Genomic DNA, 19,519 nt, shown 5'->3' on the forward strand with positions numbered 1-19,519 from the left:
GGTGCCCTAATTGCAAGCCGGGCGCCCACCGTAGAGAAGGAATTCGATAGATGCAGGCCTTCGAGCTTGACCCTCGTCTTGCCGGGGACACGACGACGATCGGCCGTCTGGGGCTCTGCGAATTGCGGCTGATGAACGATCGCCGCTGGCCATGGCTGATCCTCGTGCCACAGCGCAACGACGTTACCGAATTTCATGACCTTACCCCCCTCGACCAGACCATGCTGACCTTCGAGACGGGTCTCGTCTCCAGGGCGCTGAAGCGCCTGACCGACGCCGACAAGATCAATATCGGCTCGCTCGGCAACGTCGTGCCGATGTTTCACCTCCACATCGTCGCGCGACACCAGGGCGATCCGAACTGGCCCGGGCCGGTATGGGGATATGGCACCACGCAAGCCTATGAGGCAGGCGCGGCCGACCGATTCGCCGGCGAGATCCGGCAAGCGGTGCTGCCGGTATGAAGGACGACGGCGACCAGGCCGCCCTGCGCGCCACGTCTGAGCTGAGCGGGCTGACCGGTTTTGCGGGCAATCGACTGTGGCGCGACGGGGAACGGCGCAACGACGACAGTCTCGCCGCCGCGCTGGCGCATCCGGAGGCCCGCGTCTTTATCACCTGCGACGGTCAGTGGCTGTGCCGCATCACAGACACTTCCGCTCCGGACCCGCGTTTCACCAAACACGCCGCCGCCGAACACGGCGCCAATCTGGACGATTGCATCCTGCTCGGTTTCGACCCGGTCGGCCGGCCATCGCTTGCCGCGGCGATCGACAGCGAGCCTGCCCCTGCGGACGACCTTGCGCTGATCGGGCTTCGCTCGATCGCCATGCAGGCATTCCTTGATCCCGATACGGAGGGGCAGTTGGGTCAGGCGGCGCACCTCCTCGGCTGGCACGCCAAGAACCGGTTCTGCGCCCGCTGCGGTCAGCCGACCGCGGCGGAGGCGGCGGGCTATCGTCGCCGCTGCGCCGGCTGCGACGACGTCGTCTTCCCGCGCACGGACCCAGTGACGATCATGCTGGTCCACGACGGCGCCGGACGTTGCGTGCTCGGTCGCCAGCCGCACTTTCCGGAGAATTTCTGGTCCTGTCTCGCCGGCTTCGTCGAGCCGGGCGAAACCGTCGAGGCCGCCGTCCGGCGGGAGACCCTGGAAGAATCCGGCCTGACGGTCGGCTCGGTACGCTATCTCGGCTCGCAGCCCTGGCCGTTTCCCGGCAGCCTGATGATCGGCTGCATCGCCCATGCGACCAGCCGCGACATCGATTTCGACGCCGAGGAACTGGAGGCCTGTCGCTGGTTCGCGCGCGACGAGGTCCAGACCATGCTGGCGGATCGTCATCATCAGGGGCTGTCCGTGCCGCGGCGCTTCGCCATCGCCCATCACCTGATCAAGGCGTTTGCCGCCGACGCTTTCTGACGGCGTCCGCCAGGTTACGGCTTCGATGGTGCCCCATTGCCGTAGAGCCGCTCCGGCGCGGCCTCGTAGACGCCCAGAATCCTGACGTCATGGGTGAAGAACGACAGCTCCTCGAACGCCAGGCGGAGCGACTCGTCCTCGGGATGGCCTTCGACATCGGCATAGAACTGGGTGGCGATGAATTGCCCGCCGATCTGGTAGCTTTCCAGCTTGGTCATGTTGACGCCGTTGGTCGCGAACCCGCCGAGCGCCTTGTAGAGCGAGGCTGGCAGATTGCGGACTTCGAACACGAAGGTCGTGACCGTGCGTCCGCCCCGGGGCGCCCACAGATCCGCGTCCCGCGCGCCCGGGCGCGATAGGATGACGAAACGGGTGATGTTGTTGGCCGCATCCTCGACGTTCCGCTCGATGATCTCGAGGCCGTAATGGGTCGCCGCCAGTTCCGGCGCGAGCGCCGCCATCGTCCGGTCGCCGGCTTCCGAGACCTCCCGCGCCGCGCCCGCGGTATCGCCGGAAACCACCGGCTTCCAGCCATTGCCGCGGATATATTTGCGGCACTGGCCCAACGCGTGAACATGGCTCTGGACGCTGCGGATTTCGTCGCGCTTGACGCCCGGCAGGGTCATCAGCTGGAAATGGATCGGCATGAAGTATTCGCCGACGATCCGCAGTCCCGAATCGGGCATCAGATGGTGGATATCGGCCACCCGTCCCGCCAGCGTGTTCTCGATCGGGATCATCGCCAGCGCCGCCTCGCCGGAGCGCACCGCGTCGAAGGCATCGTCGAAGGAGGGGCAGGGCAGCGGCTCCATCTCCGGATGAACGGCGTGGCAGGCCATGTCCGAATTCGCGCCCGGCTCCCCCTGGAACGCGATCCGTTTCGTCGCCGGTTCACTCACGCCTGAACTCCGTACATGGTTCTTGCCCGGACCAGATCCTCCGGTCCGTCGACACCGAGCGGCACCGTATCGACGATCTCGGCATCGATTCGCATACCGTCTTCCAACGCGCGCAATTGCTCCAGCCGCTCCCGGATTTCCAGCGCCGAGGGCGGCAGCCTGACGAAACGCTCCAGGCCGGCTCGCCGGTAAGCGTAGAGACCGACATGGTGATAGAGCGGCCCCTCGCCCCAGGGCGCCGTGGCGCGGGTGAAATACAGCGCTTTCAACCGGGACGGCCCGATCGGCGAGCCGACCAGCTTGACCACGTTGGGATTGGTCTTTTCGGCTTCGTCGCGAATCGCCACGCACAGGGTCGCGATATCGCAACGCGGGTCCTCGAAGGGCGCCAGAACCTGGCGAATCGCTTCCGGCTCGATGGTCGGGAGATCGCCCTGCACGTTCACCACCGTTTCGACGGCACTCTGAGGGTCGAGCCGTGTCAGCGCCTCGAAGATGCGGTCGGAGCCTGACGGATGGTCGGGCGAGGTCATCACCGCCTCGTGCCCGGCGGCGACAACGGCGGCCCGTATCTCCTCGGCGTCGGTTGCCACGACGACCCGGCCGATGCCGGCCGCCTCGGCGCGCTCGGCGACGCGCACCACCATCGGCCGGCCCGCGATATCGGCGAGCGCCTTGGCGGGCAGCCGGGTGGAGCCGAGGCGCGCGGGTATGAGAACGAGAATCGTCATGGGCTCCGCATGAACCGAAAGATGGGCGCGCCGACTGCCGAACAGCGCGGCGCGACAAAAAAGGCACCGAAACCGCCTCTTACAGCTGTTGCCATCAAACCGCAAAGCACCTAGGTTTCGCCCGTTTTTCGCCAGTGGACAGCGACGGCTCGCGCCGTCTTTGCAGAGGGAGCCGTCCCACCAATGAATTCCTTTGAGTTCAACAAGATCGCCGGTGCCGTACTCGCGACGATCTTCGTGCTTTTTGGTGGGAGTATTCTCGCCGAGGGGCTCTTCCACTCCGTGGTTCCCGAAACGCCGGGATACGAGATCGTCGTGGCGGAGGCGGATAGCGACGGCGCCGAAGGTGGAGCCGCCGAGGCCGAGGATCCACCGATCGCGGCGCTGCTGCAGACCGCGGATGCCGAGGCTGGCGCCGGGCAGTTCAAGAAATGCGCCGCCTGCCACAGCGCCGAAAAGGGCGGCCCGAACAAGGTCGGCCCCGTTCTTTGGGACGTCGTGAACCGTCCGGTCGCGTCGGTCGCGGGTTTTGCCTATTCGGCCGCGATGACCGAGTTTTCCCAGGGCGGCTCGGTCAACTGGGATTACGAGCATCTCAACGGGTTTCTGACGAATCCGAAGGGATACGTCCCGGGCACCAGCATGGGGTTCGCCGGGATCAAGGATCCCGAGGCGCGCGCCGAACTGATCGCCTATCTGCGCACCCTCTCCGACAGCCCCGCCCCGCTTCCGCAAGCCCCGGCCGAGGATGCCGCTCCGGCCGCCCCCGAGGTAACCGCCCCGGGCACGGTTGTTGAAAGCGGCGAAGGGACGGATCAGGTGCAGGCACAGGCGCCGGCGACGACGGACCCCGATGCGGCGCAGGCCCTGCCCGGCGGCGAGGCCGCGCCGACGCAGGCCGCCGAGGGCGAGGCTCCAGCGCCCGCCGCCGCACCGCAAGCCGAAGCCGCCCCTGCCGGCGGCGAAACGGCCGCGAATGCGGACGCCCAGCCGGATGCGGCGGCGGCGACACCCGCTCCGGCCGCGGAACAGCAGGCTCCTGCAGAGGCCCCGGCGGCCGCGCCGCAATCCGACGCGGCAACGCCGGCAGCCGCCGCGCCCGAACAGACGGCGGCGGTAGCGGGCGACCCGGCGGCCGGTGAGAAGGCGTTTCGCAAATGTGCGGCCTGCCATGCCGTCGGCGAAGGCGCCAAGAACAAGCTCGGTCCCGAGCTGAACGGCATCGTCGGCGAAAAGATCGCCGCCGTCGAAGGCTACAACTTCTCGTCCGCCTTGACGGAATACGCGGCGAGCCATCCGACTTGGACGGTCGAGGAGCTGACCGCCTGGCTGATCGATCCGAAGGGCACCGTTCCGGGCACGAAGATGTCCTTTGCCGGTATCAAGAAGCCGGAGGAGGTCGCCAACATCATCGCCTATCTCGCGACCTTCGACGAGACCGGCGCCCAGACCGGCAATTGAACGCCGGACGACGGCTGCGAGGGTAGAATCGACGGACCATGACAAAGGCCCTGGTGAAAACCGGGGCCTTTGTCATGGGGCCTTTGCCGGCCGCCGCCATGAGAGCCGTCTCGACCGGCCTGATGCTGACGAAGACGGCTCCGGATCCAGACCGACCGGTATCTGCTAATGCAGCCAGTCTGTCTCAGCCGTGAATGGGCCGAGACCCTTCCGATGGGAGGACAGAGCGGCCGGTTGTCCGACAGGAGATCCGGCGGGACGCCGAGGAATGGCTGGCAGCGCTTGCACCGGCATGCTGCGGGTCACTGCACCTTATTGATCGGCTCCGTCAGCGGACTCTCCACCGTCGGCGGTTCCACATCGAGAACGCCGAGTGCGTCGAGGCCGCCGAGGATCGCGTCGACCGCGATGGTGGCAAGGACAATTCCCATGACTCGGCTGATGACGCTGGCTCCCGTTTTCCCGATGAACCGGTAAACGACGCCTGCCGCCAGAAGAAGCGCCAGGGTCAAGATCAGAACGAGAATCAAAAGCCCGGCGGTGAGGGCCTGATCGACAATGGAGGCCGTGTGATTGTCAGTCAGAATCACGATGGCCAGCATCGCGCCGGGTGAGGCGATGGATGGCATGGCCAGCGGAAACACCGCGCCTGCGAGGTGATCGCCTTCAGCCTCCTCGATCTCACGGGCAGGCTTCGACTCCCCGAAGATCATGGTCAGCGCGAACAGGAAGAGAATGACCCCGCCGGCAATCTGAAATGATCCAAGCCGCAAGCCCAGCGTTTCCAGCAGGAGCTGCCCGCCGACGAGAAAGGCCAGCAGCACCAGAGCCGCGATCGCGGTCGCGCGCAGCGCGAACCGCCTATGCAATTGACGTGGCACATTCTGGACGGCGAACAGGAAGACCGGGATCGAGCCCACGGGGTCGATAACGACCAGAAGCGTTACGAATTCCTTGGCAAGGGCGGTCCAATCCATACTGCGCGGTCTTTCGTTGCGGTGCTGGAAAACGATCGTGCCGCGTGGGCAGGGCCATCGGAAAGGTTGTCGCCTCAATTTCGCCGACGCCGGAGTCACATTCAAGCTTCCCGCCGCTGACAGAGCCGACGCGGCGAGCCCGCCACCACCGCGCTGACCAGCATCACAGCGCAAGGTCCCGGCGCACAACGAGGCCATTGCCTCGGCCGAGGGCTCCGGAATACATCTGAACGACAAGTGCGGGGTGTATGGCTCAACGATCGAACCGGCCGTCCATCAATAGCTTTCGCGCGGTACGCGCTCGTGCATTACCCGCCCGCGCGTCCCGTTTTATTTCTTCCCAATTGCGGGAGAGGTACTCGGCGGGGAACTCTTCGAGCACACTGCCCTGCTTGTATTCGTCAATGATCTGCTGGCCCGTTCGTCGACGATATCGCTCGTCACGTTGACGCCGGGTGACGTTCCGTCCGCGCCGCACGTGACGGTCTCGTCCGCGTTCGCGCTCTCGTCGTTCTCGACGCTGACGCCGCCGCCGCTCCCGCGCTCTTTCGCGTTGCTGTTGGCGTTCGCGCTGGCGCCGACGCCGTTGCTGGCGTCGTCGCCGTGCCCGGCGCGCCCGCGCAGCCGCACGGGCTCGGGCTACCGCTGCGGGGACCGGCATGGCGTCCCTCCTCTTAGCGCGGTCCCCAGTCGGATGTTCCGTCGGCCCAGATGATCAGGTAGTTGCGATAGGGGACGTTGTTTAATGGACCCTCGAATGTCACGCGAATGTCGAAGCGAACGCCGTCCATGACGTTGTCCTCACATTCGTCAGCGCCTTTTTCGATTGACGTCGACTCCGCGTCGGACTCGATGATGGTGAATAGGGGTGCGGTGAACCGATCCTTGATTCCCCAGCGTTCGTTCCGCAGGCGGCACGGCGGATCGAACACGTCCCAGTCGAAAAAGAAGGTCACGGACGCCAGGGTCATGCCCAGCAAATTTTGGGCCGAGAATGTCCACGTCATCGAGCCGCCGGGCCGCGGTTCCTCGAGGCGAATTGCGGTCAGTGTCTCGAAACTGCTCTGCTTCCTCACGTGCTGCATGTACGCTTCGAAGGCTTGCTTTGAATCCGACATGGCGCTGGGTCTCCGTGATGGCCGTGAGCTGCTTCACCTCGTATCGTTCATATGGCAGCCGCGGGGCCGCTGGAATTGGAATGAATCGTCTCGTGCGATCCAAATAGAATATCAGCTATCGCATGTTCGCAAAACATACTAACGCGAACCGGACGTAGCGGCATGGCTAATTTTTGAACCAGTATTCGGCCTGGAACGCTTGCGGTCGTGAGACGGCGTCTGGGCTGTCTGCGCAGACCGAAACGGCGGCCATGCGGCGAATATGCCAAGGGGCGATCGCCCGACGCCCCATTCGTGTGCCTCACGGAAGCTGCGCTGGTTCGACGATGCATTGCGATCGTCGTCGGCCGGCGCCATCGACCTACATTAAGATTTGATCAGGTGACTTCCATCGAACGATGGCCATAAATGGCTCGAATTGTCGTGGAATTCCAACGCTCGCAATCTACGGAGGTTTCGCCCTTGCCATTGCCGACGCGCCCCACCCGCCTCGCCTGTCTGTTGGCGGGTTTCCTCACGCTCGGATCGGCTCCGGCCTTTGCCCAGGCGACGAGCGGCGACCCCGTCGTCACGGCACCCGGCGGCGAAGCCGCTCCGGTAGCTGCTGAGAGTCAGGCGACCGCCCCCGAGGCCGGCGAGTGGCAGACCTCCTCGTCGCTGATCGGCCCGTCGAAGTACCCCGCCAACTTCCAGCACTATGATTACGTCAATCCCGACGCGCCGAAGGGCGGCACGCTGAATTCCGTCGCCATCGGCTCCTTCGACAGCCTCAACCCCTTCGTCGTGCGCGGCACGCCGGCCGCCGGCCTTGCCGTCTTCGGCGGCGGCATCCTCTACGACACGCTGATGGAACAGTCGCCCGATGAGCCGGGCACGGCCCATGCGATGATCGCCGAGGCAATGCGCCATCCGGCCGACTTTTCCTCCGTCACCTTTCGCTTGAACCCCCAAGCCCGCTGGCACGATGGCGAGCCGATCACCGTCGAGGACGTGATCTGGAGCTTCGAGACATTGACCAAGCTGCATCCGCAGTGGTCGGCCTATTACAAGAACGTCACCAGCGCCGAAAAGACCGGCGAGCGGGAAATTACCTTCGGCTTCGATCAGGCGAACAACCGTGAGCTGCCCAACATCATGGGCGACCTCACGGTCCTGCCGAAACATTGGTGGGAGGCCACCGGCCCCGACGGCAAGCCCCGCGATATCGGTGACCCGTCGCTGGAAAAACCGCTTGGCTCCGGCCCCTACAGGATAGGCTCCGTCTCCACCGGCAAGTCGATCGAATGGGAGCGCGTCGCCGACTATTGGGCGGCCGACAATCCGACCCGCGTCGGCCGCTTCAACTACGACACGATCCGCTACGTCTATCTGCGCGATGCCAATGCGGCATGGGAGGCCTTCAAGAAGGGCGGGCTCGACGACTGGCGGCTGGAAAACATCTCCCGGCGCTGGGCCGAGGGGTATGACTTCCCGGCGGTGAAGAACGGCCAGGTACTCCGCAAGACCATCGACAACGCCCAGGTCCAGTCGATGCAGGCCTATGTGCTCAACAATCGGCTGCCGAAATTCCAGGACAGGCGGGTGCGCAAGGCGCTGACGCTGGCCTATAATTTCGAGGAGATGAACCGCACGCTGTTCTTCGGCCTCTATCAGCGCATGGACAGCTATTTCGACAACAGCGAATTGTCCGCGACCGGGCTGCCGGACGAGCGCGAATTGAAGTATCTGGAGCCCCTGAAGGGCCAGATTCCCGACGAGGTCTTCATCGAGGAGTTCACCCTGCCGATCTACGGCGACGCGGCCTCGGCGCGCAATTATCTGCGCGAGGCGCTCGGCCTTCTCAAGGAGGCCGGCTACGAGCTCGAGGGCACGACCCTCGTCGATGCCGAAACGGGTGAGCCCTTCACCATCGAGTTTCTCGGCAACGACCCGGCCGACAACCGGGTACTCGAGCCCTTCGCGCGCCAATTGAAGCGTCTCGGCATCCAGACGAACGTCCGCATCGTCGACACCAACCAGTATATCGAGCGGATGAACAATTTCGAGTTCGAGGCGGTCGGCATGCGCTATCCGGGCCAGTCGCTGTCGCCGGGCAACGAGCAGCGCGACTTCTGGAGCACGGTCGCCGCCGACGCGCCCGGCAGCCGCAACTATGCCGGCATCAAGAACCCGGCGATCGATCAGCTCATCAACAACATCGTCTATGCGCCGAGCCGGGAGGATCTGGTCGCGGCCACGCGCGCCCTCGATCGGGTCATGCTCTGGGAATATTACGTCGTGCCGCAATGGTACAAATCCGAGGACTGGCTGGCCTATTGGGACAAGTTCGGCATGCCCGAGAAGCAGCCGGAATATTCCGGCATCGATTCCTTTTCCTGGTGGATCAAGGCCGCCGAGAAAGACACGGCATCGGCGAACTGATGGCGACCGCGCTGAGCCACCTTACCCGCCGCCGCTTCGGTCAACTCGCGCTGGCCGCCGGCGCAACGGCCGCGTTGCCGCGAACGCCCTTCGCCGAGGTGGCGACGGACACGCCGCTGCATGGCCTGTCGGCCTTCGGCGAGCTGAAATACGGTCCCGATTTCAGCCATTTCGATTACGCCGATCCCGAGGCGCCGCAGGGCGGCCAGATGAATCTCGCCGTGTCGAACTGGACACTCAACCAGTCGCCGATGACCTTCGACACACTGAATACCTTCGTGCTGCAGGGCAACGCGCCGCCGCGCATGGAGAGTCTTTACGACGCACTGATGGTCGCCTCGCTCGACGAGCCGGACGCGATCTACTGCGCGCTAGCCGAGAGCGTCACGGTCTCGAAAGACCGCAATGCCTTCAGCTTCAAGCTCCGGCCGGAGGCGAAATTCTCGACTGGCGAGCCGGTAACCGCCGACGACATCGTCTTCACCTACGAGACGCTGAAGGAGGTTGGCCATCCCAGCCTGCAAGTCGTGCTGCGGGCGGTGAGCGAGATCACCGCCGAGGACGCGCGGACGGTCCGGATCGGCTTTTCCGGCGATCAGAGCTATCAGGACGCATTGAACGCCTTCGGCATCCCGATCGTCCCGCGCGCATTCTTCGAGGATAAGGAATTTGACCGAGTGAGCGGCGAGGCGATCCCCGGCAGCGGCCGCTTCGCGATCGCCCGCTCCGAATTCGGCCGCTTCATCGAATATCGCAAGCGCGAGGATTATTGGGCGAAGGATCTGCCCTTCGCCAGGGGCCTCGACCACTTCGACATGCTGCGGATCGATTTCTTCCGCGACCGGCAGCCGGCGCTGGAAGCGTTCAAGAAGGGCATCATCACCTTCCGCGAGGAGTTCACCACCAAGGATTGGGCGACGGAGTACGATTTTCCGGCGGTGGCGAGCGGCGCGGTGGTGAAACGCGAATTTCCTGGCGAGGAACGGCCGAAATTCCAGTGCTGGGCGCTCAATCAGCGGCGGACGCGCTTCGCCGACAGTCGGGTGCGCCACGCGATCAACATGTGTTTCGACTTCGAATGGACCAACGCCAACCTGTTGTTCGGTCAACGCATCCATTCCGATTCCCCCTTCCAGGGCTCTGAATTCGTCGCTGAAGGCCAGCCGTCGGAGGCGGAGCTCGCCCTCTTGGGACCGCTGCGGGGCGACATCCCGGACGCGGTTTTCGGCGAGGTCTGGGTCCAGCCGGTCAGCGACGGCAGTGGCCGCGATCGCGTGATGCTGCGCGAGGCGACCCGGCTCCTTGGCGAGGCTGGCTGGACGCGCCGGGGCAACCGGCTGGTGAACGAGGCGGGCGAGCCGTTTCGCTTGGAATTCCTGACCCAGGGCCAGGAACAGCAGCGCGTCTATGCCAAATTCATGGAAACCCTGCGCGTGATCGGAATCGATGCCTCGACGCGGCTCGTCGACGCCGCTCAATATCAGGACCGGGTGAACCGTTTCGACTTCGACATGATCCTCGCCGCCTTCAGCCTCGGCGCCACGCCGACCCGCGAGAGCCTGTCGCTGTTCTTCGGCAGCGACGCGGCGGATCGCTCCGGCGCCTACAACTATCCCGGCATGACGAGCAAGGCGGTGGATACGCTGCTGGCGAAGGCCGGCTCGGCCAACAGCCGCGCCGATCTGGTGACGGCGATGCGCGCCCTCGACCGGGTGCTGCGCTGGCGCCTCGACTGGCTGCCGAACATCAGCTCGAACGTCCACCGCGCCGCTTTCTGGAACATCTTCGGCTTCAAGGACACCAAGCCGGATTACGGCTGGCCGGTGGAAAGCCTTTGGTGGTTCGACAAGGACAAGGCCAAGGCGATCGGCCGCGCCTGAGAATTTTGGCCCGTCGCGCCGCGGCCGGGCCGCGTTTTGCGATCCCCGCAAGGCGGGCTATCAAGACCGACGACGTCGTCCGTTCGCGAATCGGCCGGCTCGCCTGACATCTCGGAGACGATTCCCCGCACATGGGCGCCTATATTCTTCGCCGTATCCTGCTGATGATCCCGACGCTGATCGGCATCATGGCGATTTCCTTCGCCGTCATCCAGTTCGCCCCCGGCGGTCCGGTCGAACAGGTCATCGCCAGCCTGCAGGGCGAGGCGGGCGGCGCCACCGACCGCGTTTCGGGCGGCGGCGGCGATTTCGGCAGCGGTCAGGGCGGCGGTGAGAATTCCGGCTATCGCGGCGCCCAAGGCCTCGATCCGGAGTTCATCGCCCGGCTGGAAAAGCAGTTCGGCTTCGACAAGCCGCCGCTGGAACGCTTCGGCAAGATGCTGTGGGACTATAGCCGCTTTGATTTCGGCGAGAGCTATTTCCGGTCGATCTCGGTCCTCGATCTGATTCTGGAAAAGATGCCGGTGTCGATCTCGCTCGGCATCTGGATCACGCTCCTGTCCTATCTGATCTCGATCCCGCTCGGCATCCGCAAGGCCTTGAAGGACGGTTCGGCCTTCGACGTCTGGACGTCGGGCGTCGTCATCGTCGCCTATGCGATTCCGGGTTTTCTGTTCGCCGTGATCCTGATCGTGCTGTTCGCCGGCGGCTCGTTCTACGACTGGTTTCCGCTGCGCGGCCTCTTGTCCGACGGGGTACGCGGCGACTGGTGCGCGCCGTGGTCGCCGGCCTTCGATGCCGGGGACTGCGTCACCAGGACCATCCCCGACTACTTCTGGCATCTGACGCTGCCATTGATCGCGATGTCGCTGTCAGCCTTCGCCACCACGACGCTGCTCACCAAGAACTCGTTTCTCGACGAGATCCGCAAGCAATATGTGACGACAGCGCGGGCCAAGGGGCTGTCGGAACGACGCGTGCTCTACGGCCACGTCTTCCGCAATGCCATGCTGATCATAGTCGCCGGCTTTCCCGGCGCGTTCATCTCGGCCTTCTTTGCCGGCTCGCTGTTGATCGAGACGATCTTCTCGCTCGACGGTCTCGGCCTGCTGGGCTTCGAATCGATCTACAAGCGCGACTACCCGGTGGTGTTCGCGACGCTCTACATCTTTTCGCTGATCGGACTGGTGACGACGCTGATCTCCGATCTGACCTACACCTGGATCGATCCCCGCATCGACTTCGAAAGGCGGGAGGTCTGATGAGCATCGCCAGCAAAAGTGCGGAGTGGTTTTGCGTCCGGCGCATGCGGCAAGAGAATGCCCGCATCGCCAGCAAAAGTGTGGAGCGGTTTTGCGTCCGGCGCATGCGAGGGGAGGTCTGAGATGGATGACGCTCTCAAAGACCGCATCGCGGACGACAAGACCCGGAAGTCCACGTCCGGCGAGACCGCCGCTTCGGCCGGGCGCATCGCCGAGGAGCAGACCAGCGGCATCGCCCAGATGGCGCCGGAGGCGGAATTCACTCGGCGCCCGCGTCTGTCGCCGCTGAATCAGCGGCGCTGGCAGAACTTCAAGGCCAACCGGCGCGGTTACTGGTCGCTTTGGATTTTCGCCGCCCTCTTCGTCGTCACCCTGTTCGCCGAATTCGTCGCCAACGACAAACCGCTCCTGGTCGAATACAAGGGCGAATTCTACTATCCGATTATCGTCGACTATCCCGAGGAGGTGTTCGGCGGTTTCCTGCCGGTCACCAACTATCGCGATCCCTTCGTGCAGGACGAGATCGCCGCCAATGGCTGGGCGATCTGGCCGCCGATCCGCTATTCCTTCCAGAGCGTCAACAACGAGATCCCGACGCCGGCGCCCTCCGCCCCCTCCTGGACGTTTTCCAAGGAGGAGCGCTGCCAGCGCTATCCGCTCGGCGTCGACGACCCGAATTGCAGCTTCGGCAACATGAACTGGCTCGGCACCGACGACCAGGCGCGCGACGTCGCCGCGCGGCTGATCTACGGCTTCCGGATCTCCGTGCTGTTCGGCCTGATCCTGACGGCTGCATCGGCGGTGATCGGCGTCGCGGCCGGTGCCGTTCAGGGCTATTTCGGCGGCTGGATCGACCTTCTGTTCCAGCGCTTCATCGAGATCTGGTCGTCGATCCCGGTGCTCTATCTGCTGCTGATCATCGCCGCGATCCTGCCGCCCGGCTTCTGGGTGCTGCTCGGCATCATGCTCCTGTTCTCCTGGGTGGCCTTCGTCGGCGTCGTCAGGGCGGAATTCCTGCGCGCCCGCAACTTTGAGTACGTCAACGCGGCGCGGGCGCTCGGCGTCGGCGACTGGACGATCATCACCCGCCACCTTCTGCCCAACGCGATGGTGGCGACGCTGACCTTCCTGCCCTTCATCCTCAACGGCTCGATCACCACGCTGACCTCGCTCGACGTCCTCGGCTTCGGCCTGCCGCCGGGCTCGCCCTCGCTTGGCGAGCTGCTCGCCCAGGGCAAGAACAACCTGCAGGCGCCCTGGCTCGGCTTTTCCGGCTTCCTGGTGATATCCTTGATGCTCTCGCTGCTGGTCTTCGTCGGCGAGGCGGTGCGCGACGCCTTCGATCCGCGCAAGAGTTTCGGGTGAGCCATGAGCGAGCTTAAGCGCATCGTCATCGAGGATTATCCGGCCGGCAGACTGCCGGCGGATGTCCGCCAGGGCATCGATCCATCCCATCGCGTGCGGGTTACGGTCGAGGATGGGCAGGGCGAACTCGCGCAGACGTCTGAGAAATTGCCGAAATATCTCCGCTACTGGGGAATCGCGGCGCACAAGAATACGAGCATCGCGGAGGCGGTGACACGCATCCGCAAACTTCGGGACGAATGGGATTGATGCGCCATCCGTCGGTTTATCTTGATACCAACATCGTCATCAGACTGATCGAGTATCGCGATGAAGAGGTTCAGGCTTTCTTGCGCAGTATCCATACCCGCGATGGCATGGTCGTCAGCAGCGAGCTAACGCCGGCGGAAGCCTTGGTGCTTCCGATCAAGGAGCGGGATCATGAACTTGTCGCGCACTATGAAGACTTCCTGTCGACAGAAGTCGGCATCGTCATTGTCCCCGTAAGTCGCACTGTCCTGAGGAGATGCGCCGAACTGCGCGCTGAGTTCGGTGGCCGGACACCGGATGCGATACACGTCGCATCCGCGATCGAGCCTGAATGCCAATATTTCCTGACGGCGGATCGACGAATTCGAGCCCCAACGACATTGGAGATGCTGGACATCGGAACGCTGCAGGATTGGAGCGCTTCGCCATGAGCGACAGCCGCCACGATCACGATCATTCGCACGGCTTCACCGGCCACACCGCCGGGGCCAATGAGACACGGATCGGCATCGCCGCGCTGCTGACCGGCCTGTTCATGGTCGCCGAAGTGGTCGGCGGCCTGATCTCCGGCTCGCTGGCGCTGCTCGCGGACGCCGCGCACATGCTGACCGACTTCGCCGCGCTCGGGCTCGGCTGGTTCGCCTTCCGTCTGTCGCGGCGACCCAGCGACGAGCGCCGCACCTTCGGATACGATCGCTTCGAGGTGCTGGTCGCCTTCGTCAACGGCCTGGCGCTGTTCGTCATCGCCGGCTTCATCGTCGTCGAGGCGGTGGAGCGTTTGCAGACACCCGGCGAGATTCTCGGCGGCACGATGCTTGCCGTCGCGGTCGGCGGGCTGATCGTCAACATCGTCGTCTTCGCGATCCTGCATGGCGCTGACCGCGACAATCTCAACATCCGGGGCGCGGTGCTGCATGTTCTGGGTGACCTGCTCGGCTCGGTCGCCGCGATCGTCGCGGCCGTCGTCGTCCTCGCCGCCGGCTGGACGCCGATCGATCCGATCCTTTCGGTGCTGGTCGCCGTTCTCATCCTGGTTTCCGCCTGGCGCCTCGTCCGCGATGCCGGCCATGTGCTGCTCGAAGGCACGCCCAGGGGAGTGGAGATGGCGGACATCGAACCGCATCTGGTGGAGAGCGTCGCGGGCCTGCGCGAGGTTCATCACGTCCATGCGTGGTCGATCACCCCGGAGCGCAGCATGGCAACGCTCCACGCCCGTATCGACAAGGAAGCGGACGGAACGGTGGTCACCCGGTCGATCAAGGCGGAACTGAAGCGCCGCTTTGCGATCGGCCATGCCACGGTCGAGATCGAGCACGATTGCTGCGCCGATCGCGCGCGCGAACATGATCATGAGCACGGCCCCCTCGAACCGGTCGCCGACGTAAACGGGAAGGATCGATCCGCTTGAGCCCGCTCACCGCCGCAACCACCACTCCCCGCGACCCGCTCCTGTCCGTGGAGAATCTCTCCGTCGCCTTCCATCAGGGCGGCAAGACGCAGATTGCCGTCGACGATATCTCGTTCTCGATCGGCAAGGGCGAGACGCTGGCGCTGGTCGGCGAGTCCGGCTCCGGCAAGTCGGTCTCGGCGCTGTCGATCCTCAAGCTCCTGCCCTACCCCTCCGCCAGCCACCCCGGCGGCGCCGTGATGTTCGACGGCGAGAACCTCATCGACGATGACGAGCGCGATCTGAGGAAGGTGCGCGGCAATCGGATCTCGATGATCTTCCAGGAGCCGATGTCCTCGCTCAACCCGCTCCACACCATCGAGCGGCAGATCGGCGAGATCCTGAAGATCCATCGCGGCCTCCGCGACGAGGCGGCACGCGAGCGCACGCTGGAACTCATGCGTCAGGTCGGCATCCGCGATCCGGAAAAGCGGCTCGGCGCCTATCCGCACCAGTTATCCGGCGGCCAGCGCCAGCGCGTGATGATCGCCATGGCGCTCGCCAACGAGCCGGATCTGCTGATCGCCGACGAACCGACCACGGCGCTTGACGTGACGGTGCAGGCGCAGATTCTGGAGCTGTTGAAGAACCTTCAGGCCGAGCGGCGCATGGCAATGCTGTTCATTACCCATGACCTCGGCATCGTCCGCAAGATCGCCGATCGGGTCTGCGTGATGTATCAGGGCAAGATCGTCGAGGAGGGGCCGACCGAGCGGATTTTCGCCGATCCCCAGCACGCCTACACGAAACATCTTCTCGCCGCCGAACCGAAGGGCCGACCGCCCGCCGCCAACGCCAACGCGCCGGTGGTGATGGAAGCCGACAACCTCAAGGTCTGGTTTCCGATCAAGACCGGTTTCTTCCGCCGCACCACCGACCATGTGAAGGCCGTCGACGGCATCGACATCACCGTGCGCGCCGGCCAGACCGTCGGCGTCGTCGGCGAATCGGGCTCGGGCAAGACGACGCTCGGCCTGGCGCTGTGCCGGATGATCTCGTCTGAAGGCGAAATCCGCTTCGAGGGGGAGCGCATCGACGAGCGCTCGTTCAAGGCGATGAAGCCGCTGCGCGAGAAGCTGCAGATCGTCTTCCAGGATCCCTATGGTTCGCTGTCGCCGCGCATGAGCATCGCCGACATCGTCGCCGAGGGCCTGGCGATCCACGAAAAGCGGCTCACGCCCGCCGAGCGCGACGCCCGCGTCGTCGCCGCCCTCAACGAAGTCGGGCTCGATCCGTCGACCCGGTTCCGGTTTCCGCACGAGTTTTCCGGCGGCCAGCGCCAGCGCGTCGCCATCGCCCGCGCGATGGTGCTCAATCCCCGCTTCGTCATGCTGGACGAGCCGACCTCGGCGCTCGACATGAGCGTCCAGGCGCAGGTCGTCGACCTCCTGCGCGACCTGCAGAAGAAACACGATCTGGCCTATCTCTTCATCAGCCACGATCTGAAGGTGGTGCGGGCGCTGGCCAACGAGGTGATCGTCATGCGCAACGGCGTCGTCGTCGAGCGTGGCCCGGCCGAGCAAATCTTCGACCGGCCGAAGACCGATTACACCAAGGCGCTGATGGCGGCGGCCTTCGACATCGCCGCCGTTCCGGTCGAGGGCGTGTCCCAGTGACGAAAGGCCATTACCGCGATCAGCTCGCCGACCAGCATCTGGATTTCCGGATCATCGCGACCGAAACCCTGCATGACGGTTTTCGCCCGTTCCAGGCGACGACGCTCACGCATGAGCGTCTCGATGGCGAGGGCGAACTGGGTCCGCTCAGGCGGGAATATCTCGCCACCGGCGAGGCTGTGGTCGTCATTCCCTATGATCCGGCGCGGGACGCCATCGTCGTCATTCGCCAGTTCCGCATCGCCGCCGCGCTGGTGCTCGATCTGGCGGCGGCGCTGGAATTGCCGGCCGGCCTCGTCGATCCGGGCGAGGATTGCGAGGCGGCGGCCCTCCGCGAGCTCGAGGAGGAGACCGGCCTCGTCGCCAGGGCGATCGAGCGCTGCTACCGCATCCTGTCGTCGCCCGGCCTGACCACCGAACATGCGACGATCTATCTGGCCATCGTCGATACGGCGGACCTCACCGACAGCGCCGGCAAGGACGACGAGCATGAGGATATCCGTCCGATCCTCGCCAGGGTCGACGACCTGATCGCCGCCGTCGACGACGGCCGCATCGAAAACGCCTTCCTGGTCGGCTGCGCCCATTGGTTCGCCCGCAAGGGGCGCGCGCGGGCGCAGGTGCTGTCCGGGACACTCGACAGAGAGGATGACGCGTCTTGACCATTCTTTTGTCCGTCACCGGCTTCGACCCGATGCGCTGGCTGGAGGCCTTGAAGGCGGCCGGCGGCGACCGCCCGATCGTACTCGAGCCGACGACCAGCGCCGATACCGCGATCGAATACGCCGTCGTCTGGAAACAGCCGCCGGGACTGTTGGAAAACCTGCCGAACCTGAAGGCGATCTTCTCGCTCGGCGCCGGCGTCGATCATATTTTCGCGGACAAGCGGCTGCCCGACGTTCCGGTGGTGCGGATCGTCGCCGACGATCTGTCGAGCCGGATGAGCGAATATATCGTCTGGCGGGTGCTCGACCATTTCCGCCGCGGCCGCGCCTATCGCAGCCAGCAGGCCCAGAAGATCTGGCACGAGCGCATGCAGCCGGCCGCCCGCGAGATTACCGTCGGCATCATGGGCTTCGGCGAACTCGGCCAGAATGCCGCTGCGAAGCTGCGGCCGCTGGGCTTCCGCATCGCCGGTTGGAGCCGCACCGAAAAGAGCGTCGCGGGCGCCGAAACCTTCGCCGGGCAGGCCGGGCTCGACGGCTTTCTCGCCGCGACCGACATTCTCGTGGTGCTGCTGCCGCTGACCGCCGAGACACGCGGCATCATCAACACCGGTCTGTTGTCGCGGCTGAAGCGGCAGACGCCGCTCGGCGGCCCCGTCCTGATCAATGCCGGCCGTGGCGGCCTGCAGAACGAGGCGGCGATCCTTGACGCGCTCGATCAGGACATTCTGTTGGAAGCCTCGCTCGACGTCTTCAATGTCGAGCCGCTGCCGGCATCGAACCCGCTCTGGAGCCATCCGCGCGTCTTCGTGACGCCCCACGCCGCCGCGATTTCCGATCCCGATGCGCTGGCGCCGGTTGTCATGCGCCAGATCGCGGCGCATGAGCGAGGCGAGCCGCTACGGGGGGTCGTCGACCGGAAAGCGGGGTACTGATTACAAGCCGCGCCGCTCGAACGGCTCAGCCGCCTTTGCGATCGACCCAGGCCTGCATCTGTTTGATCTCGGCTTCCTGATCCCTGATGATGGTCTCGGCCAACGCCCGCAGTTCCGGATCCTTGCCGTATTCGAGCTCGATCTTCGCCATGTCGATCGCCCCCCGATGATGGGCGATCATGCCGCGGGCGAAATCCATGTCGGCGTCACCCGTCATGCCCTCTCCCATCGCCGCATGCATCCGGTCGTTCACCTCCATCATGGCCTTGCTGAAGGGATTTTGACTTTGTTCGGCCGTCGATGCGCGGTTCATCTCATCATGGTTCATCGCGCCGTGGTTCATCGCGCCGGGCTCGGTTGCGCCATCGATCCCCTGAGCGGCCGTGCCTGCCGCGAGCGCCAGAAGAAATGCGGTGGAAAGCAGCATTCGTCTCATGATCGCGTATCTCCATGACGGCTTCGTCGAGCGCGAGCTTTGGACGACCGTGAAGGGGGGAATGATCAGGAGAGGATTACGGCATTTGGATGGCCTGGAGTGCGGCCGCAGGCTATCTGTTTGCGCCGATCCCGAGCAATGCAAAGCTTCGTTTTTCTCGTCGTCGATCGTTTGGCGGGAAGTGCAGCGCACCTGGATGGCGAGGGCCATCCTCGCGCCGTCGTCGTAAAACGGTAAAGGACCCGATCGGGATGATCGGGTCCTCGGTAATTCTTGCCGGTAGAACCGGCCTTTCGACGGGGGAAAACCGGCGGACGCCGCCGATCATCCCGTTGGCGGGAAGATCAAAATTCCTCCCAGCTGTCTTCCCGCGAAACCGGCGAGACGGCGGGCGCGGCGCCGCCGCTTCCGGTCGTCCGCATCTGGGTGACCGGACGCGCCGCCTTGGAGCCCCGCATGGCCGGGCCACTCCGGGTGGCGCGGCCTTGCCTCGACGCCGCCGAGATCTTGGTATTGAACCGACCGACGAGGGTCGCCAATTCCTCGGTTTCGTTGGACAAGGTCTGGCTGGCCGCCGTCGCCTGTTCCACCATCGCCGCGTTCTGCTGCGTCACCTTGTCCATCTGGTCGGCCGCGC

General features: G+C 64.8%; 18 protein-coding genes and 1 pseudogene. 13 read left to right on the forward strand and 6 right to left on the reverse strand.

Going from position 1 to position 19,519, the window contains the following annotated elements:
- The first annotated feature begins 50 nt into the window (after positions 1-50).
- Both MJ956_RS13585 and nudC read left to right on the forward strand, forming a co-directional pair.
- The gene (locus MJ956_RS13585) at positions 51-464 is read left to right on the forward strand and encodes an HIT domain-containing protein (protein ID WP_253964991.1); all 414 of its coding nucleotides are present in this window, start codon (positions 51-53) and stop codon (positions 462-464) included.
- Entirely contained in the window at positions 461-1,420 is a 960-nt protein-coding gene (nudC, locus tag MJ956_RS13590; RefSeq protein WP_253964992.1) for an NAD(+) diphosphatase, read from the forward strand. Before MJ956_RS13585 ends, nudC begins: the two co-directional genes overlap by 4 nt.
- Positions 1,421-1,434: 14 nt before the next feature.
- Here the strand turns inward: nudC and MJ956_RS13595 are convergent, their stop codons facing one another.
- Both MJ956_RS13595 and MJ956_RS13600 read right to left on the reverse strand, forming a co-directional pair.
- Positions 1,435-2,319: a prephenate dehydratase gene (locus MJ956_RS13595; RefSeq protein WP_341482728.1), complete on the reverse strand. Its 885-nt coding sequence runs from the start codon at positions 2,317-2,319 to the stop codon at positions 1,435-1,437.
- Positions 2,316-3,050, reverse strand: coding sequence for a 3-deoxy-manno-octulosonate cytidylyltransferase (locus tag MJ956_RS13600; RefSeq protein ID WP_253964993.1), 735 nt, complete (start codon positions 3,048-3,050; stop codon positions 2,316-2,318). The genes MJ956_RS13595 and MJ956_RS13600 overlap by 4 nt, the downstream gene beginning before the upstream one ends.
- 183 nt (positions 3,051-3,233) lie before the next feature.
- On the opposite strand from MJ956_RS13600, the gene MJ956_RS18925 reads away from it, so the two are divergent.
- Positions 3,234-4,511 carry a c-type cytochrome gene (locus MJ956_RS18925; protein ID WP_341482729.1) on the forward strand — a complete coding sequence of 426 codons (1,278 nt, stop codon included), beginning with the start codon at positions 3,234-3,236 and terminating at the stop codon, positions 4,509-4,511.
- Between the two features lie 302 nt (positions 4,512-4,813).
- Here MJ956_RS18925 and MJ956_RS13615 read toward each other — a convergent pair whose 3' ends face one another.
- Together MJ956_RS13615 and MJ956_RS13620 are read right to left on the reverse strand one after the other, a co-directional pair.
- The gene (locus MJ956_RS13615) at positions 4,814-5,488 is read right to left on the reverse strand and encodes a MarC family protein (RefSeq protein WP_253964994.1); all 675 of its coding nucleotides are present in this window, start codon (positions 5,486-5,488) and stop codon (positions 4,814-4,816) included.
- Between the two features lie 674 nt (positions 5,489-6,162).
- Positions 6,163-6,606 carry a hypothetical protein gene (locus MJ956_RS13620; RefSeq protein ID WP_206455237.1) on the reverse strand — a complete coding sequence of 148 codons (444 nt, stop codon included), beginning with the start codon at positions 6,604-6,606 and terminating at the stop codon, positions 6,163-6,165.
- A 408-nt stretch (positions 6,607-7,014) separates the two neighbouring features.
- Here MJ956_RS13620 and MJ956_RS13625 point away from each other — a divergent pair, with 408 nt between their 5' ends.
- The 10 genes from MJ956_RS13625 (at position 7,015) to MJ956_RS13670 (ending at position 18,446) form a co-directional block, all read left to right on the forward strand.
- Entirely contained in the window at positions 7,015-9,027 is a 2,013-nt protein-coding gene (locus MJ956_RS13625; protein WP_253964995.1) for an extracellular solute-binding protein, read from the forward strand.
- Positions 9,027-10,907: an extracellular solute-binding protein gene (locus MJ956_RS13630; RefSeq protein WP_253964996.1), complete on the forward strand. Its 1,881-nt coding sequence runs from the start codon at positions 9,027-9,029 to the stop codon at positions 10,905-10,907. The genes MJ956_RS13625 and MJ956_RS13630 overlap by 1 nt, the downstream gene beginning before the upstream one ends.
- A 131-nt stretch (positions 10,908-11,038) precedes the next feature.
- The gene (locus MJ956_RS13635; protein ID WP_253964997.1) at positions 11,039-12,169 is read left to right on the forward strand and encodes a microcin C ABC transporter permease YejB; all 1,131 of its coding nucleotides are present in this window, start codon (positions 11,039-11,041) and stop codon (positions 12,167-12,169) included.
- A 240-nt stretch (positions 12,170-12,409) separates the two neighbouring features.
- Positions 12,410-13,534 carry an ABC transporter permease gene (locus MJ956_RS13640; RefSeq protein ID WP_253965005.1) on the forward strand — a complete coding sequence of 375 codons (1,125 nt, stop codon included), beginning with the start codon at positions 12,410-12,412 and terminating at the stop codon, positions 13,532-13,534.
- 3 nt (positions 13,535-13,537) lie between these two features.
- Positions 13,538-13,783, forward strand: a complete 246-nt coding sequence (locus MJ956_RS13645) for a hypothetical protein (protein WP_253964998.1) — start codon at positions 13,538-13,540, stop codon at positions 13,781-13,783.
- Entirely contained in the window at positions 13,783-14,214 is a 432-nt protein-coding gene (locus MJ956_RS13650; protein WP_253964999.1) for a type II toxin-antitoxin system VapC family toxin, read from the forward strand. The genes MJ956_RS13645 and MJ956_RS13650 overlap by 1 nt, the downstream gene beginning before the upstream one ends.
- Positions 14,211-15,191, forward strand: coding sequence for a cation diffusion facilitator family transporter (locus MJ956_RS13655; RefSeq protein ID WP_253965000.1), 981 nt, complete (start codon positions 14,211-14,213; stop codon positions 15,189-15,191). The genes MJ956_RS13650 and MJ956_RS13655 overlap by 4 nt, the downstream gene beginning before the upstream one ends.
- Entirely contained in the window at positions 15,188-16,846 is a 1,659-nt protein-coding gene (locus MJ956_RS13660; protein ID WP_253965001.1) for an ABC transporter ATP-binding protein, read from the forward strand. The genes MJ956_RS13655 and MJ956_RS13660 overlap by 4 nt, the downstream gene beginning before the upstream one ends.
- The gene (locus MJ956_RS13665) at positions 16,843-17,508 is read left to right on the forward strand and encodes an NUDIX domain-containing protein (RefSeq protein ID WP_253965002.1); all 666 of its coding nucleotides are present in this window, start codon (positions 16,843-16,845) and stop codon (positions 17,506-17,508) included. The genes MJ956_RS13660 and MJ956_RS13665 overlap by 4 nt, the downstream gene beginning before the upstream one ends.
- 32 nt (positions 17,509-17,540) lie before the next feature.
- Entirely contained in the window at positions 17,541-18,446 is a 906-nt protein-coding gene (locus MJ956_RS13670) for a 2-hydroxyacid dehydrogenase (protein WP_253965006.1), read from the forward strand.
- A 25-nt stretch (positions 18,447-18,471) separates the two neighbouring features.
- Here MJ956_RS13670 and copM read toward each other — a convergent pair whose 3' ends face one another.
- Both copM and MJ956_RS13680 read right to left on the reverse strand, forming a co-directional pair.
- Positions 18,472-19,092 (reverse strand): CopM family metallochaperone, encoded by a 621-nt coding sequence (gene copM, locus MJ956_RS13675; RefSeq protein WP_253965003.1) that lies wholly within the window; start codon positions 19,090-19,092, stop codon positions 18,472-18,474.
- A gap of 134 nt (positions 19,093-19,226) precedes the next feature.
- Positions 19,227-19,519, reverse strand: a pseudogene (locus MJ956_RS13680) (methyl-accepting chemotaxis protein); the annotation flags it as partial.

Source organism: Aurantimonas marianensis (assembly GCF_024195285.1).
Lineage (GTDB): Bacteria > Pseudomonadota > Alphaproteobacteria > Rhizobiales > Rhizobiaceae > Aurantimonas > Aurantimonas marianensis.

What these genes read in the sequence shown, in the direction of transcription:
- MJ956_RS13630 (WP_253964996.1), top strand. Translation starts at nt 9,027, where the DNA reads ATGGCGACCGCGCTGAGCCACCTTACCCGCCGCCGCTTCGGTCAACTC.
- MJ956_RS13640 (WP_253965005.1), top strand. Translation starts at nt 12,410, where the DNA reads ATGGCGCCGGAGGCGGAATTCACTCGGCGCCCGCGTCTGTCGCCGCTG.
- nudC (WP_253964992.1), top strand. Translation starts at nt 461, where the DNA reads ATGAAGGACGACGGCGACCAGGCCGCCCTGCGCGCCACGTCTGAGCTG.
- MJ956_RS13615 (WP_253964994.1), bottom strand. Translation starts at nt 5,488, where the DNA reads ATGGATTGGACCGCCCTTGCCAAGGAATTCGTAACGCTTCTGGTCGTT.
- MJ956_RS13635 (WP_253964997.1), top strand. Translation starts at nt 11,039, where the DNA reads ATGGGCGCCTATATTCTTCGCCGTATCCTGCTGATGATCCCGACGCTG.
- copM (WP_253965003.1), bottom strand. Translation starts at nt 19,092, where the DNA reads ATGGCCCTCGCCATCCAGGTGCGCTGCACTTCCCGCCAAACGATCGAC.
- MJ956_RS13645 (WP_253964998.1), top strand. Translation starts at nt 13,538, where the DNA reads ATGAGCGAGCTTAAGCGCATCGTCATCGAGGATTATCCGGCCGGCAGA.
- MJ956_RS13585 (WP_253964991.1), top strand. Translation starts at nt 51, where the DNA reads ATGCAGGCCTTCGAGCTTGACCCTCGTCTTGCCGGGGACACGACGACG.
- MJ956_RS13650 (WP_253964999.1), top strand. Translation starts at nt 13,783, where the DNA reads ATGCGCCATCCGTCGGTTTATCTTGATACCAACATCGTCATCAGACTG.
- MJ956_RS13625 (WP_253964995.1), top strand. Translation starts at nt 7,015, where the DNA reads ATGGCTCGAATTGTCGTGGAATTCCAACGCTCGCAATCTACGGAGGTT.
- MJ956_RS18925 (WP_341482729.1), top strand. Translation starts at nt 3,234, where the DNA reads ATGAATTCCTTTGAGTTCAACAAGATCGCCGGTGCCGTACTCGCGACG.
- MJ956_RS13670 (WP_253965006.1), top strand. Translation starts at nt 17,541, where the DNA reads ATGCGCTGGCTGGAGGCCTTGAAGGCGGCCGGCGGCGACCGCCCGATC.
- MJ956_RS13600 (WP_253964993.1), bottom strand. Translation starts at nt 3,050, where the DNA reads ATGACGATTCTCGTTCTCATACCCGCGCGCCTCGGCTCCACCCGGCTG.
- MJ956_RS13620 (WP_206455237.1), bottom strand. Translation starts at nt 6,606, where the DNA reads ATGTCGGATTCAAAGCAAGCCTTCGAAGCGTACATGCAGCACGTGAGG.
- MJ956_RS13655 (WP_253965000.1), top strand. Translation starts at nt 14,211, where the DNA reads ATGAGCGACAGCCGCCACGATCACGATCATTCGCACGGCTTCACCGGC.